At 70.0% G+C, this 15,203-nt stretch carries 10 protein-coding genes; 5 read left to right on the top strand and 5 right to left on the bottom strand.

The window, feature by feature from the left end; genetic code table 11:
* Window positions 1-11: 11 nt before the first annotated feature.
* A complete protein-coding gene (locus tag NBG84_RS31520; protein ID WP_250923091.1) occupies window positions 12-1,139 on the bottom strand; it encodes a winged helix DNA-binding domain-containing protein in 1,128 nt (375 codons plus the stop codon).
* 1,113 nt (window positions 1,140-2,252) lie between these two features.
* Between NBG84_RS31520 and NBG84_RS31515 the strand changes: the two genes are divergently transcribed.
* Complete coding sequence (locus NBG84_RS31515; protein WP_250923090.1) at window positions 2,253-2,858, top strand: response regulator transcription factor; 606 nt, start codon at window positions 2,253-2,255, stop codon at window positions 2,856-2,858.
* 285 nt (window positions 2,859-3,143) lie between these two features.
* Here NBG84_RS31515 and NBG84_RS31510 read toward each other — a convergent pair whose 3' ends face one another.
* From NBG84_RS31510 to lanKC, 4 genes are all read right to left on the bottom strand, one after another.
* On the bottom strand, window positions 3,144-5,018 hold the full coding sequence (locus NBG84_RS31510; RefSeq protein WP_250923089.1) for an ATP-binding cassette domain-containing protein: 1,875 nt from the start codon (window positions 5,016-5,018) through the stop codon (window positions 3,144-3,146).
* Window positions 5,015-6,970 (bottom strand): ABC transporter ATP-binding protein, encoded by a 1,956-nt coding sequence (locus NBG84_RS31505; RefSeq protein WP_250923088.1) that lies wholly within the window; start codon window positions 6,968-6,970, stop codon window positions 5,015-5,017. Before NBG84_RS31505 ends, NBG84_RS31510 begins: the two co-directional genes overlap by 4 nt.
* 137 nt (window positions 6,971-7,107) lie before the next feature.
* A complete protein-coding gene (locus tag NBG84_RS31500; RefSeq protein ID WP_250923087.1) occupies window positions 7,108-7,239 on the bottom strand; it encodes a SapB/AmfS family lanthipeptide in 132 nt (43 codons plus the stop codon).
* 32 nt (window positions 7,240-7,271) lie between these two features.
* A complete protein-coding gene (gene lanKC, locus NBG84_RS31495) occupies window positions 7,272-10,271 on the bottom strand; it encodes a class III lanthionine synthetase LanKC (protein ID WP_250923086.1) in 3,000 nt (999 codons plus the stop codon).
* Between the two features lie 505 nt (window positions 10,272-10,776).
* On the opposite strand from lanKC, the gene argC reads away from it, so the two are divergent.
* From argC to NBG84_RS31475, 4 genes are read left to right on the top strand one after another with little or no spacing between them, the layout of a single operon-like run.
* Window positions 10,777-11,805 (top strand): N-acetyl-gamma-glutamyl-phosphate reductase, encoded by a 1,029-nt coding sequence (argC, locus tag NBG84_RS31490; protein WP_250923085.1) that lies wholly within the window; start codon window positions 10,777-10,779, stop codon window positions 11,803-11,805.
* Window positions 11,802-12,953 carry a bifunctional glutamate N-acetyltransferase/amino-acid acetyltransferase ArgJ gene (gene argJ, locus NBG84_RS31485; protein WP_250923084.1) on the top strand — a complete coding sequence of 384 codons (1,152 nt, stop codon included), beginning with the start codon at window positions 11,802-11,804 and terminating at the stop codon, window positions 12,951-12,953. Before argC ends, argJ begins: the two co-directional genes overlap by 4 nt.
* The gene (gene argB / locus NBG84_RS31480) at window positions 12,950-13,975 is read left to right on the top strand and encodes an acetylglutamate kinase (protein ID WP_250923083.1); all 1,026 of its coding nucleotides are present in this window, start codon (window positions 12,950-12,952) and stop codon (window positions 13,973-13,975) included. Before argJ ends, argB begins: the two co-directional genes overlap by 4 nt.
* Complete coding sequence (locus tag NBG84_RS31475) at window positions 13,972-15,189, top strand: acetylornithine transaminase (RefSeq protein ID WP_250923082.1); 1,218 nt, start codon at window positions 13,972-13,974, stop codon at window positions 15,187-15,189. Before argB ends, NBG84_RS31475 begins: the two co-directional genes overlap by 4 nt.
* Window positions 15,190-15,203 lie beyond the last annotated feature (14 nt).

Below are 15,203 nucleotides of genomic sequence, written 5' to 3'. Positions count from 1 at the left end.
CGGGCGGGCCATCAGTCGAGGAAATGGCCGAAGCGAACGTCATGCGAGGTGGCCGTGGACATGGCGGTGAGCATCCGCTCCCCCTCCTCGGCCACTTCGGTTCGCTGGCCCCGGGTGAGGGTGCCGAAGGGCTGCACCAGCAGGGTCGCCCGCTGCGCCGACTCGGTGAGTTGCCAGATCCCGGCGAGGAATCCATCGACGAGCAGGGTGGGGTAGGACCGGTTCCCCCGCCAGGTGAGGCCTCGGTGTTCGTCCTTGGCCACCACTCGACCGCGGTCCGCGTGGGAGAGCAGCAGATTGTCGAACTCGGGCAGGAAGCGCGGCGGAGCCGATACCTGGGCATCGGGGCGAGGCGCGTCGGGGAGATCGAAGAGCTCGACCCCTTTCTCGTCCTGGAAGAGGCTCAGTTGGGGCCGCAGTCGTTCAAAGACCTCCCTCATCCTGGTGAGCCCCGACCATGTCTGCATGTCCCTGATGGACGCGGGCCCGAAAGCGGCCAGATAGCGCAGCACAAGGGCCTCGGGGGTGGCTGTGGGACCCGCCGGCCGCCCGAACCAGTGCTCGGCGGTGGTCAGCGTGACCTGTCCGCTGCCGCCCCAGAGGCCGCGGGGAGTGGTCTGCACCAAGGGCAGCAGACAGCGGGCGGCGACAGCGAGAGAGGCCGCGTCGGCGCCTGGCCAGCGGGCGAGCAGTGCTTCGCGCAGCTGCTTCATGGTCCGCGGTTGCGCTTCGACCAGTTCGCGGCTGAGTGCGGCGAGGTGCCCCAGGTCGACGCCCTGGAGGCCCTTGCGGAAGGCGTTCAGTTCGCGGTCGGGGCCACCGCTTTGGACCAGTGGCCGCAGGGCCAGGCAGTCCGCCGCGGAGTGGGTGTGGATGGTGGATCGCATGGTGACCAGCCGGGCGACCTTGCGGGAGGCCATCGGCTCGGAGAGTTCCTGCGGGTCGAAGTCCGCCAGCCGGGCGGCGAGGGCGTAGTACGGCGGTTTCACGTTCTGCGCCTGGAGACCGACGACGTGTTCGACCGCGCCGACGATGGGGAGCTCGGATCGAGGTACCCGGCGTAGCAGGAGTTGGCGGTCGAGTGTGGCGCGGTTGAGTGCGCGGGTACTGAGGACGGGGTGCTGGTTCCTGGGGGCCATGAGCATCACGGTAGTAAGACTTGCGGACCGTTTCGGTCCTCAACTAGGGATGAACGCGGCGATTCACGGCCCGCGTCCGACGAACGGGAACGCCGATCGCCCCCGCCAGCGGTGGGGCGGACGCAACGTCCCATGATCGGGACGCCTGGGAGCGGCCGGCGGTTTCGGGGAGTGAAGGCACAGAGGAGGGAAACGGTGTTCGAGGGGCGCGACCTCACCCGAATCCGGCTTCCCTCCCTGCTCAGCCTGGCCGTGAGCAGGGAAAAGCCCTGGCCGTCAGCGGGGCCGGGGAGAGCGGTCCGGGTTCGGCACTGCCACCGGGGCAGTCGGGGCAGTGCGTCGAGATCGTTGAGGGTAGGCGCGTTGACATGTGTTCATCGAGGGGCGCAAGGGCCGGGGCGAGGCCCTGGTGACTGGTGGTCAAGGTTCCATGCGTCTTCAAGGAGAGTGCGGGGGTACATATCGCGCCATCCTGTGGCTTCGCAGCCGCACCCCTTGCCCTCGCGGTGTGGTCCGTACCGTGCAGGGCAGGCGACCAGGCACGGAACGCGTGTTCAACCGTTCCGGGAAACAGTCGGCAGGTGCGCTCGAATGGAGCGGTCCGGCGGTTGACGGAGGAGGAGAGACCGCGAACGACCGCACGAGAAGCATCACCACGACGCACCGTTCCGCCCCTGAAGGGCGCTATGCGCATCCGCGGCCCGCCCGGCAACCTACTGGACATGGAGGCCTCCTGGAGTGTCGGTTGACCTGGCTCCACCCGAGCTGAACCGCGGACCGAGCGCCTACTGGTTCCCTTCGGAATGTGCCCGCGGCACAACCCTCTTCGCCCTGTCGCCCCCTGCTTTGACGAGTCCTCGCCAGGCTGGATTTTTGGCGTGGTTCCGCCCCTGAAGCGATGGCCTGCACTGTGTCGTCGTCCACAGCGCGGGCAGACGCAGCAGGGGCGCACAGATCACTACCTCCGTGCGCTCTCACGCCCCCCTCGCGTCCCCCCTTCGAGGGTATTAGGCAGATCGTCAGTGTCGCAGCGCCCGTCTGCGGTCAACTGGTGATAGTTGCCCACCGAACGTACGCACCGTACGTACACGTTGACAGCTGGAGGAGCAGCTCATGACGACGGTTCTGCTAGTGCACGCGGTCTCACTGTGGCGTGCCTCGTTGGCTTGCCTGCTCGGCAAAGACCATGGCATTCATGTAGACACCACCGACAAGGGTGGTGTGCGGTTGGCCATGGAGGAGAGGCCGGCCGACATACTGCTCACCGATCTCGACTGTCCGGATTCCGTGGAAGTACTGACGTTGTCCGATTCACTGCTGCGATCTGCTGACCAGCGCACCGCGCTGGTGGTACTCGCCCGTGGGGATCGGGCCGGAGACTTACGTAGAGCCTCCGACGCCGGAGCGAGAGGCTATATCGACAAGTTCGGCCCGGTGGACAATCTCTGCGAGGTGGTACGGAAGGTGGCCAATGGTGGCCGGCATATCGATCAGTCACTCGCCTTCGGACTGTTACAGGCAACCGAGGTCCCCCTCTCGCCCAGAGAATTACATGTGCTGGCCATGGCCGCGGAGGGCGAGTCGGTTTCGGCGATCGCCAATGCTCTGCACCTGGCCAGCGGCACGGTGCGCAACTACCTGGCAGCGGCCATACGGAAGACGGGCGCGAGAAACAGACTCGATGCCATAAGGCTGTCAAAGGAGTTCGGCTGGTTGTAGCCATCCGTTCGCCGGCACGATCCGGCGGGCACCCGGAGACAGGGACAGGCACAGGGACAGGAAGCGGGGTCCCGAAGGAGAGCACCGCCAGGAGGCGGCTGTGGACCTCGGGAGCGGCGAGCCCTGAAGAGACGCGGTCAGGAGCGGCGGCAGTGGTCGAGAACGGCCGGGGTGAAGCAGAAGGGCCGCTCGTCCGACGAGAGCCGGCAGGCGTCTGGGGGAGGGTGACGGCAGGCTGCACGACCGTGCGGGCATCGCCACCGGTTGTGGGAGCACTGGGAGAGGTCACGTCCGCGGGGTCTTCGCAGGTGCCGTTCCCACGGGAAGCCCGGTAGGCGCTTCGGTAGAAGACTCAGTAGAGGGGGGTCCGGCGGGCGCTGGGGACCAGTGGCCCGTCAGATCGCGGTACAGCTCGGAGTGGGCGAGCAGCTCAGCCGGCGTACCGCAGGCCGTGTGGGTTCCATCCATCACCAGGACACGTTGGGCACGGGCGGCCGACGACAGCCGGTGAGCGATGACCACGAGGGTGCCACCGCGGGCGGCCAGGGCGTTCTCCGCCTGGGCCTCGGCCGCTGGGTCCAGATGACTGGTTGCCTCATCCAGGATGAGGAGCGGCGCGGTGGTGAGGTGGGCACGGCACAGGGCGATGAGTTGGCGCTCGCCCAGGGAGAGCCGCTGGGGGTCGACCGGGGCATCGAGCCCGCCGAGTCGCTCCATCAGAGGTTGGACGCCCATGGCGGCCACCGAGGCAAGGATCTCCTGCTCATCGGCGTCGGGCCGCAGATAGCACACGTTCTCCCTGAGCGTCCCGGTGAACACATGGGCCTGCTGTGGCAACAGGGTCCGTACCGCCGTGTGTTCCGCGTCGCCGGTCGGCCGGCCCAGCCAGCGCACCTCGCCTTCGGTGGGAGGCATCACCGCGGCGAGTACGGCAGCGAGCGTCGACTTTCCACTGCCGCTGGGGCCCACCACCGCAAGGTGCTCCCCCGGGCGCAGGGTGAGGTCCAGCCGGTCCAGTACGGGGCGGGCGGCCGGTCCGTACGCGAAGCTGACGGCGCGTAGTTCGGCTACCGCGGCGAGGGGCGAGTGGGGCGGCGGTGAGTCGGCGGTGGGGGCCGGGGGCAACTGGACCCGTCCGGTGAAGCGGTCGAGCACCACCACCAGACGTCCGCCGGCGGTGCCCAGCACGCTGAGCAGCGCATGGAGTGCGGGGGCCAGCGCCTGGGTGAGATAGGTGAACGCGCCGACGAGCGCCCCGCTGGTCAGCCCGTGACGCATCAGCCAGGGCGCGGCGAGCAGCAGTAGCAGTGGGGGCAGTCGGGAGCAGACGGCCAGGGCGATGATCCGCACAGCCGCCCAGCGGGCGAGGGAGCGGGCCGCGCCGGCCTGTTCGCTCGCCAGGTCCCGTGCCCCGGCGAGTGTTCGCTGCCCGGCGCCGGTCGCAGCGATGTCCCGGAGCGCGGACGCGGTGTGTCCGGCGTGGGCGGCGAAGGCCTCATCCGCGCCGAGATAGGCGCGCTGGCGGGCGGCCATGGGAATCAGGGTGGCGAGAAAGAGCCCCAGACCGAGGAGGAGCGGTGGTAGGACGACCAGGAGGAGCCGGGGGGAGAGGGCGGCGAGGCCCGCGAGGGCACCGGCGGCGGTAAAGACAAAGGCGCGCAGGGACAGGACGAGCCCGGCCCAGCCGTCCCGGGCGATCTCGCTCTGATGGGTTACCTGGGAGACGGAGCGGGTGGTCGCCGGGGTCGGCGCGGTCAGCGCCTGAGCCAGGGCGCGGGAGACCGAGCGCCGCACCAGCCCATCGCGCAACGGCTCCACGAGGTCGGCGAGACCGCCGAAGACCCTGCGGGTGGCGAGTGCGGCGGGGAAGGTGGCGATGGCGGCCACGGCGAGCCAGAGCAGACCGGTGGTGGGGGAACCGGAGAGGAACCCGCGGTCGATGGCCTGGGCCACCGCGTATCCGGTCAGGAAGGTCTGGGCGAACTCCAGCAACGACCAGCCCGCTAGGCGCAGTACCGCCCGGGACCGGGCGCGGAGGAAGGGGACGCCCTCGCGGGTGACCCGACGGAGCGCGCCGCCCTCGGTTGTGGACTTCTGCTCAGGGGGTTTCCCGAGTGGGTCGAGGCGTGGGGGGCTGGTGGTGGGCGGGGTGGGGGTCATGGTGTCTCCGGGCCGGGTTGCCGCTCCTGATGGTGAAGCGGGCGCCCCTCACCGTTGTCCCGCCCCGCGACCACGGTGCCGGGGCCGCTGTTCGCCGGGATGGGGGTGGGTTCGGTGGCACCGGGCAGCGGCGCTCTCCTCAGCTCGGTCCCCCGGCCCTGTGCCGTGTCGCCGTCGCCGTCGCCGTCGCTATGAGTCGACTCGTTCGGGACGGCGTTACTGGTGCCGCTGTGGGCCGTGGTGCCGGCGGCGTGAAAGACCTGTCGATAGTCGGGATCCGCCCAGAGGTCACTGTGTCTGCCCACCGCACGCACCTCTCCGTTCTCCAGCCACACCACTCGGTCCACCTCCACCGCCGAGGAGACCCGGTGGGCGACCACGATCCGGGTGCTCATGCCCGCGCGCTGGGCCAGTGCGCGCTGTACCTGGCGTTCGGTGATGGTGTCGAGACTGGAGGTGGCGTCATCCAGGATGAGGAGGCGGCCCGCATGGGCGAACGCCCTTGCCAAGCCGAGGCGTTGACGCTCTCCCCCGGACAGGGGGGCCTGGTCGAGCGGGGTGCGGTAGCCCTGGGGAAGCAGGGTGATGAAGCCGTCGGCGGATGCCGCCCGGGCGGCGGCGCGGACTTCGGCTCCGGTCGGCCGCACCGCTCCGGCGGCGATGGTGTCCTCGACGGTCCTTCCCAGCAGTGCGGGACGGGCGAAGGCGTAGCCCACCTCGTGCCGGAGGACCACCGGATCGACACCGTCCAAGGGCACCCCGTCCAGCAGGACGGTGCCGCCGTCGGGGTCGGTGAGCCGACCCGCGACCGCGGCCAGCAGGGACTTCCCGGAGCCGGAACGGCCGACCACGGCAAGCGAAGTACCTCCGGGCACGGTGAGGTTGACCTTGCGCAGCGGCTGCTCTCCCTCCCGGGTGACGTCGATATCGCGCAACTCCAGGGTGCCGGGGCCGTCCGGTGGCAGGGTGCGGGAGCGGTGGGGTATCGAAGGCAGGGTCAGCAGGGGGTCCAGTCGGCGGGCCGCGCTGCGACCGCGGGCGATCGCGCCGAGCGCTCCGGTGAGCGAGCCGAGACCGACGGCGAGCACGGCGTAGCGGGAGACGGCCAGAAGATCGCCGACGCTGATGGCCCCGGCCGCGAGCCTCACGCCCGCGACGGCAAGCACCAGCACGGAGAGCAGCGGAAGCAGGACCGCGCTGGTGCCCGCGGCGCTGCCGTGGATCTGCCAGGTGCGTCGGCCATGGGCGGCGAGCGCGGTGAGCGGTTCGGTGATGCGGGCCCGTTCGCGGGTGGCGGAGTGCGCGGCCCGTACGGTGGCGATGCCGTCCAGGGTCTCGGTGAGCCGGGTCGCGACGAGTGCCTGTTCGCGCTGGTAGTCGGCCGCAGCGTCCGCTGTACGGCGGACGAGGGTGCGCAGCAGCAGCACGAAGGCGGGGGCTCCGACGAGGAGCGCGAGTCCGGTCCAGGGGTCGATCAGGAAGAGTCCGACGATCCCCCCGAGGGGGAGCAGAACGCCCGCTACCGCGGTGGCGGCGGTGACCGGGACAGCCGCGGCGTCGGCGGCGTTGGCGGTGAGGCGGGTGGTGAGGTCGCCGGGCGAGACGACCTGTCCGTGGCGTGGTTCGGCCCGGATGACACGGTCGAGTACGGCGGTCCTGAGCCTGGCGGTGAGCATGGCCGTGGTGGTGCCGCCGAGGAGGGCGACGACGGCGTCGAGGAGTACTTCGAGCGCGGTGAGCGCCGCACAGAGCAGCAGGGCGGGCCAGGGGATGCGGCCTTGGGTGACCAGTTGGTCGACGGTGGTGCCGATGGCGGCGGGCAGTGCCACGGCGGCGAGGGCCGCACCCGCCGAGCAGATGGCCACGGCGGCAAGGGGGATACGGCCGGCGCCCAGGAACCGCACGGACGTCGCCGACGGCGGGGAGGTCACCGCTGGCCGACTACCTGTCACGTTGGAGTCCCTTCCGCTGGTGGCCGGGCACCGGCCAGCACGTACGGCCCCGGGCCTGAGGGCCACGGGACCGTACGGATTGCCGAGGGGTGCGGCGGTGAGCGGGTACTTCTACCGCCTCACCCCCCGGCCTGGTGTCACGGGGTGCAGAGAACGACGCTCAGGGAGCTGTACTCGCACACCAGCAGGCTGACCTGGCTACCGGTCTCAACGTCGCCGTACGCAGCCTCTTCCGAGGTCTCCAGGGCCTGAAGGTCGAGAAGCGCCATGATGATTTCCTTCCGTGGGGACGGTTGTTGTCTCATTTGTGCACGGTCCCTGGCAGGGACCGGTCTGTGGGCCGCGGTAGCGGCGGGAGGAACGGCAGGGCCGCGGGGGTGTCCCCGAGCGCGCTGCCGAGGGCGAGCAGACATCCTGCGGTGCCGGTGGCCAGATCCATGGATCTGCGCATCAACTGCTCGCCGGGAAAGGCCAGTCCGCCTGCGTAGGGCATGGCGTGGAGGCCGAGGAGTTCGATGTGGCGGCGGATGACCCGCTGCCTGAGCCCGGGGTCGCCGACGTTGGTTCGGGTGAGCTGGAGGATCAGTCCGGCGACTCCGCGGAACAGCCCGGGTTGGACGTAGAAGGCCGAGCAGAAGGCTGGCTGCATCGCCTGGCGTGCAGCGGCGAACGCTTCGTCCGGTCGGTGGATGAGGTACTCGTCGAGTACCAGTGCCACCCCGGCACTGCCCGCCCCGAGATAGGGCATGGTCCGTTTTCCGTCGATCACCAGGAGTGCGCCCTCGGCGCCGGGTCGACAGCGGCCGAGGTCGCGGTTGAGCGCGGTGGCCGCAAGGTCGAGCAGTTGGGGATCGCCGGTCGTCTCGTAGCGCCGGATGAACAGGAGCGCGAGTCCGGTGGCACCGTGCAGTAGCCCGGTCCGCGGGGAGGGCGGTCCGTTGAGCAGGGCGCGGGCGGCGAGGGCGGTGCAGTGGTCGGCGGTGCCGGCGAGTGCGACGGCTTCCGCACCGGTGGCGGTGCGGGCGAGATCATCGAGGGCCAGGGCGATTCCGGCGTATCCGCCGTGGAGATCCGCCGTGAGCCCTTCGACGGGTTGACGGGCGATCAACTGGGCCAGTTCGGCTGCCTGCTCCGGGTGGCCGAGTCGGCGTAACGTCCAGGCGATGCCCGCCAGGCCGTCGTAGAAGCCGATCGGGGTGCCGGGGGCGGGCTCTTTCGCTCGGGCCAGGAGCCACTCGACGGCGTCGGGACAGGGGGGCGCACCGGTCTCCTGGAGTGCGTAGAGAATGCCGGCTGCGCCGTAGCCGAAGGACTGACCGCCGGCCGGGGAGGCGAACTGGGCGATATCGCCGGGAAAACATCGGTCTTCGCGTTCGGGTGTACAGGAGGCGAGGATGGCGTGGGCCATGGAATCCCGGCTGAGCGGCCACTCCCCCGGGTCGGGTATCCGGGAGGGGAGAGGCACCGGCTGTGGGATCGAGGTGGTGGGCTCGCCGGTCGGGGAGCCGGTCATCGGTTGGGCAGGCGCCGTGGTGGCCGCTGCGGGCCGGGCGGATATCTCGGTGCCCCTCGGTGGGGCCACATCCGAGCGGCTGGCTTGAGCGGTCGCATCCGATGCGATCGACAGGGGTCCGCCGAGCTCTGCGGAGTCCGGTCCGGTGGCTGGCCCCAGGGTGGCGACCGCTGATCTCGGCTGCTCATGGGCGTCGAACGCACCGGGTACGGCGGACAGGGCGGGAGCTTTCGCTCGGGCGACAGCGCCAGCATCGGCTCTGCCGGCGCTTGGCATCGCGGTGTCCGCCGCCATCCCTGCCGTGGTGACCGTGTCGGCCGTCTCGGTCTGTTCGGTCGGCTCGATACCGCGCAGGATCTCGGTCACCGCCGGGCGGAGCTCTTCTTCGGTCACCGGGAAGATTCGTGTCATGTCCCGTACCAGCCGGGTGACTTTGCCGCGGTCGATCGCGAAGAGGGTGGTCAGCGGAAGTAGCAGCGCCAGGCGTAGGCAGGCCAGCGCATAGCGGTCGATGTCCACTCCGCGCCGGTCGGCGGGGGCGACGAAGGCGGGGTTGGCCACGATCTGACGGCGTTGTTCGGAGGCGAGGGACGCAGCCTCGAAGTCGAGGAGGACCACTCTGGACTCGTCCTCGGAGACCATCACATTGCTCATGTGGAGATCGCTGATGACCACACCGCGCTCATGCACCGCTTGTACGGCACGCTCCACCAGCCCGTACATCCGCCGGGCCCACTCCGCGTGCTCGGCGAGCTGCTCGGGTGTGGGGTTGGAGTTGGAGAGTGGGAATCGACGGGCGAACACGGTGTTGAGGGTGGTGCCCGGCACATGTTCCAGGGTGAGGAAGTGATGGCCGGCGACCTCGAAGGTGCCGTGCAACCTCGGTATGCAGTCGAGTCCGGCCAGCTGCTCCAGCGCGGTGCGCTCTCGTTCGAGGCGAGCGACGGCATCGGCTCCATCGGCGGCCAGACCGGCGTGCGGACGGGCCTCCTTGAGCACGACGTCCTCGCCGCTGCGGGGGTCACGCGCTCGGTAGACTCCGCCGCCGTTGGAGAAGTGGAGCGCACCACTGATCTCGTACGGCATGTCGTCCATGCCGACGCTGGTGCGGGCTTCGAGGTAGGGCGCCAGGAACGCGGGCGGCGTCACCCACTCGGGGATGCGCAGGGACGGTCCGCGCGGATCGGGGACCAGGGTGCCCGATGGATCGGCCACCGCAGGCACCAGCCGACCGTCGGGCCCGGTGCAAAAGCGCGGGGCGAAGGCCCCGTACCGCACATGCACCGGTCCGTCGGCGCAGCGTAGGTCGCTGAGGATGTACGGTCCCTCTTCGCCGTCCAGCAGTTCCATCAGATCGCCGCACACCTCGGGGAAGCTCTCCTCCGAGTGCGGATAGACCGTGATGAACTTGCCGCTGCCGGCACGGTCCGCGTACTTCGCGTTGCGCAGCAGGAGCAGGGGCGGGGAGGGGATGAACTTCACCGGCAGACGGCGGGCGACGCAGTAGTCGAAGACCCGCCGCAAGATGGATTCGGCGTTGTTGAGCGTGGCGGAGATGTGGATCTTCCAGCCCTGCTGCGGTATCCGCAGCCCCATCGGGCTGTACGAGAGCCAATCGCCGCGGCGGGAACGGTCCCACCCCTCGGGAGCGACCTCACGGGCCGGTCCGTAGTACCCGCTCTGTGCGTCCGAAGCGGCGGTGGGGGCATCGGAACCGCTGGGCGAGCGGTGGGGTACGTCGTAGAAATCGCGATCCGCAGAACAGTACGTGGCGTACTCGGGGTTCACGGTTTCTCCTTTCCCGCTCGTTGCCGGTCTCGACATGACTGAAGGTGTCATGCGGGGCCGGCGGGCGAACAGTCGCTGCTGTCACCAGTCGCGCGTGAGCGCATATATGCAATTCGCATGCCCGCCGCATGGCCGTGTACTGCGCTGTTGCGTGCGCGAAGCACAGGCAAGGGGTCGTACCAGGTGCGTCGCACATCCCTGGGGACACGGATGGGGCGGCTCGCCCTCAGGCCTCTCGGGCGCGCGCCCGCGCGCTGTGAAGCGGAGGCGAGGGGAACCCGGCACCACGGTCATCCTGCGCGGCGCGGCGCCGACCAGACGGCGGACAGGATGTTCTTCCGGGACGAAATCCCAGCTCAGAGCCCCGAAATACCGGACATCCGGCCCCCCTTGGGGCTCGCCTCAAACCATCATCAGAAACATTAGGTTAGGCTAAGCTAAGTTCCTGTCGGCGGAGCTGGCGCACACACCGTGTCACCAGCGATCGGAAGAGAAGACTCCTGAGATGACTTTCCGCGTGGCTGTGGCAGGCGCGAGTGGTTACGCCGGGGGTGAGATCCTGCGGCTCCTGGCGGCCCACCCGGAGGTGGAGATCGGCGCCCTCACCGGGCACAGCAGTGCGGGCCGCCCCCTGGGTGCAGTACAACCCCAACTGTCGTCGCTCGCCGGGCGAGCACTCGTCCCCACCACGGCCGACGCACTCGCCGGACACGATGTGGTCTTCCTCGCGCTCCCGCACGGTCAATCCGCGGCACTCGCCGGTGAAGTGGGTGGCAGCGCACTGATCGTGGACTGTGGTGCGGACTTCCGACTGCGCGATCCAGTCGCCTGGGAGAGGTTCTACGGTTCGCCCCACGCGGGCACCTGGCCCTATGGACTACCCGAACTCCCCGGGGCGCGCGCCGGCTTGTGGGGGACCCGGCGGATAGCCGTGCCCGGTTGCTACCCGACCGCCGTCACCCTGGCGCTCTTCCCCGGCTATGCGGCCGGGCTGCTGGAGCCCGAGGCCGTGATCGTCGCGGCGAGCGGCACCTCGGGGGCGGGCCGTTCCCTCAAACCCCAGCTGCTGGGCTCCGAGGTGATGGGCTCCATGGCTCCCTATGGAGTGGGCGGCGGACATCGGCACACCCCCGAGTTGGTGCAGAACCTCTCCGACGCGGCGGGCGAGTCGGTGACGGTCTCCTTCACACCGACCCTGGCCCCGATGTCCCGCGGCATCCTCGCCACCTGCTCGGCCCGGCTGCGCCCGGGCGCCGAGGCGGACGAACTACGGGCCGCCTACGAGAAGGCGTTCGCAGCCGAACCGTTCGTCACGCTCCTCCCACCCGGCCTATGGCCCGCGACCTCGGCCGTGGTCGGTTCCAACAGCGCCCACGTACAGCTGGCGGTGGATGAGAACGCCGGGCGGCTGATCGCCGTCAGTGCGATTGACAACCTCACCAAGGGCACCGCGGGTGGTGCGGTGCAGAGCATGAACATCGCCCTGGGGCTGCCGGAGACCCTGGGTCTGCCCATGAATGGAGTCGCTCCGTGAGCGTGACCGCTGCCCGGGGATTCCTTGCGAGCGGTGTGGCCGCCGGCATCAAGGAGTCCGGCGAGTTGGATCTCGCGCTGGTGGTGAACAGCGGCCCGTCCTATGCGGCGGCCGGGGTGTTCACCCGCAATCGAGTGCAGGCGGCTCCGGTGCGCTGGTCGCGGCGGGTCCTACGACGGGGCCGGACGGCGGCCGTGGTCCTCAACTCCGGCGGTGCCAACGCCTGTACGGGCCGGCCGGGCGATGAGGACACCCGGCGCGGCGCCGAGTTGACCGCACAGGCTCTGGGGCTGCGTACGGACGATGTGGCGGTCTGCTCCACCGGTCTGATCGGAGTGCGACTGCCGATGGACCGGCTCGCGACCGGGATCGGCGAGGCCACCGAGCGGTTGCGGCCGAGCGGTGGCATGGACGCCGCCGCGGCGATCAGGACCACCGACTCGGTGCGCAAGACCGCCGAGGTGTCGGGGCCGGACTGGACGGTCGGGGGGATGGCCAAGGGCGCCGGGATGCTCGCCCCAGGGCTGGCGACGATGCTGGTGGTGCTCACCACGGATGCCGATGTCGACGCCGACGTCCTGGACGCGGTGTTGCGGGACGCGGTGCGGACGACCTTTGACCGGGTCGATTCCGATGGCTGTATGTCCACCAATGACACGGTGCTACTGCTGGCTTCGGGTGCGTCCGGTGTGATCCCCGAGGCGGCCGCCTTCGCGCAGGCGGTCCACACGGTCTGCCTTGACCTCGCACGGCAGCTCATCGCCGATGCCGAAGGGGCGTCCAAGGAGATCGAGGTGGAGGTGGTGGGCGCCGCGTCCGAGGAGGACGCCGTCACCGTCGGCCGGTCGGTCGCGCGGAATAACCTGCTGAAGTGCGCTCTGCACGGACAGGACGCGAACTGGGGCCGGGTGCTCTCCGCGATCGGCACCACCGACGCGGTGTTCGACCCCGATCAACTCGATGTGGCGATCAACGGCGTCTGGGTCTGTCGCGACGGAGCGGCGGGCGAGTCCCGGGAGAAGGTCGATCTGTCCGGGCGCCAGATCACCCTGACGATCGATCTGCGCAGTGGGCAGGAGTCCGCGGTGATCTGGACCAATGACCTGACCGCCGAGTACGTCCACGAGAACAGCGCGTACAGCTCATGAGCGAAGCGGGCACGACGACCGCACCGGCGGACCCCGCCAAGCCGCCGCCCCGACCGCCCGTCCCTCCCCTCGGCTCGACTCCACGGGCCCGTACGGTGATCGAGGCGCTGCCGTGGCTTGAGGCGTTCCAGGGCCGGGTCGTGGTGATCAAGTTCGGTGGCAACGCCATGGTGGACGAGGAGCTGAAACGGGCTTTCGCACAGGATGTGGTCTCGCTGCGGTACGCGGGGCTGCGGCCTGTCGTGGTGCACGGCGGTGGACCTCAGATCAGCTCGCTGCTCCATCGCCTCGATCTGGAGGTCCGGTTCGCGGCCGGTCTGCGGGTGACGACACCGGAGATCATGGATGTCGTCCGGATGGTGCTGGCCGGACAGGTGCAGCGGGAGATCGTCGGGCTCATCAACGCCCATGGTCCGTTCGCGGTGGGAATGACGGGCGAGGACGCCCACACGCTGACCGCGGTACGCCGCCCGGCGTGGGTGAACGGCGAGCCGGTGGACATCGGCCTGGTCGGCGATATCGTGCGCGTCGATCCGGACACCTTGGGGGCCCTGCTCGATCGCGGGCGCATCCCCGTGGTGTCACCGATCGCACGTGGCGACGACGGCCAGACGTACAACATCAACGCCGATCTCGCGGCGTCCGCGCTGGCCGTCGCGCTCAACGCGGAGAAGTTGGTGATGCTCACCGATGTGGAAGGCGTGTACTCCCACTGGCCCGAGAGCACCGACGTCATCGAGCGGCTGACAGCCGGAGCGTTGGAGGAACTGCTGCCCACACTGGCCAGTGGGATGGTCCCGAAGATGGAGGGCTGTCTGCGGGCGGTACGCGCGGGTGTGCGGATGGCGCATGTGCTGGACGGGCGGGTACCGCACTCGCTCCTGCTTGAGGTCTTCGCCGACGACACCACCGGCACGACGGTGGTCCCCGACGATGCCCCGCACCCAGGGGCCCAGGAGTCCCGGCACGGCGGTTCCCATCAGTACGCCCACGCTCCGGGGAACGCGGGGAGCGGCGGATGACCGCGGACACGACGTGGAGCGCCGGCCCCCAGGGAGCGTCCCGGCGCGGTGGTACGGCGGAGCTCACCGAGCGCTGGCGGGCCGTGATGATGGACAACTACGGCACCCCCGCCATGGCCCTGGTCCGCGGGGAAGGCAGTGCCGTGTGGGACGCGGACGGCATGGCGTATCTGGACTTCACCGGTGGTATCGCGGTCAACGCGCTGGGACACGCGCATCCGGCGATCGTACGGGCGGTGAGCGAACAGGTCGCCCGGCTGGCGCATGTCTCCAATCTCTTTGTGGCCGAGCCACCGGTGGCACTGGCGGAGCGGCTTCTGCGGCTCGCCAACCGGGACGGGCGGGTCTTCTTCGCCAACTCGGGCGCGGAGGCCAATGAGGCCGCGTTCAAGATCGCCCGCAGAACGGGCCGGCCCCAACTGGTCGCCGCCGAAGGCGGCTTCCACGGTCGGACCATGGGCGCACTGGCTCTGACCGGACAGCCCGGCAAGCGTGAGCCGTTCCTCCCGCTACCGGGCGAGGTGACCTATGTACCGTTCGGTGACACCGAAGCCCTGCGGGCCGCGGTCACTGACCGGACGGCAGCCGTCATCGTCGAGCCCGTCCAGGGCGAGGCGGGCGTGGTGCCCGCACCGCCCGGGTATCTACGGGCGGCCCGGGACATCACCCGCGCCAGCGGCTCGCTGCTGATGCTGGACGAGGTGCAGACCGGGATCGGACGCACCGGGCACTGGTTCGCCCACCAGGCGCACCCCGGGGTCGACCCGGATGTGGTGACCCTGGCCAAGGGCCTCGGCGGCGGGCTGCCGATAGGGGCGGCCCTCGCCTTCGGGCCGGCGGCCGATCTCCTGGCACCCGGTCAGCACGGTTCGACGTTCGGCGGCAATCCGGTGGCCTGCGCCGCCGCTCTCGCCGTACTGGACACCATCGAGAACGATGGGCTGTTGGCACACACCGAGGCGATGGGTGCACGGCTTCGCCGCGGCATCGAAGCGGTTGGCCATCCACTGGTACGGCGGGTACGGGGTGCAGGACTGCTGCTGGCCATCGTGTTCGACGAGCCGGTGGCACCGCGGGTGCAGGAGTCGGCGCGGGAGGCGGGCTTCCTGGTGAACGCCGTCAACCCGACGACCGTGCGGCTCGCGCCGGCGTTGACCGTCTCGGCCGACGAGGTGAACGCACTGGTGGCGGCGCTGCCCACCATCTTCGGCTGAACTCCCCCCACTCC

This window comes from Streptomyces albipurpureus (assembly GCF_023701525.1).
In the GTDB taxonomy this organism is placed as follows: Bacteria; Actinomycetota; Actinomycetes; order Streptomycetales; family Streptomycetaceae; genus Streptomyces; species Streptomyces albipurpureus.
Note: the sequence above shows the minus strand (reverse complement) of the source record. Positions and strands in the feature narration are given on the sequence as shown.

Excerpts from the sequence above, each read along its gene's own strand:
- NBG84_RS31475 (WP_250923082.1), top strand. The coding sequence starts at position 13,972 with ATGACCGCGGACACGACGTGGAGCGCCGGCCCCCAGGGAGCGTCCCGG.
- NBG84_RS31515 (WP_250923090.1), top strand. The coding sequence starts at position 2,253 with ATGACGACGGTTCTGCTAGTGCACGCGGTCTCACTGTGGCGTGCCTCG.
- NBG84_RS31520 (WP_250923091.1), bottom strand. The coding sequence starts at position 1,139 with ATGGCCCCCAGGAACCAGCACCCCGTCCTCAGTACCCGCGCACTCAAC.
- NBG84_RS31500 (WP_250923087.1), bottom strand. The coding sequence starts at position 7,239 with ATGGCGCTTCTCGACCTTCAGGCCCTGGAGACCTCGGAAGAGGCTGCG.
- argC (WP_250923085.1), top strand. The coding sequence starts at position 10,777 with ATGACTTTCCGCGTGGCTGTGGCAGGCGCGAGTGGTTACGCCGGGGGT.
- argB (WP_250923083.1), top strand. The coding sequence starts at position 12,950 with ATGAGCGAAGCGGGCACGACGACCGCACCGGCGGACCCCGCCAAGCCG.
- NBG84_RS31510 (WP_250923089.1), bottom strand. The coding sequence starts at position 5,018 with ATGACCCCCACCCCGCCCACCACCAGCCCCCCACGCCTCGACCCACTC.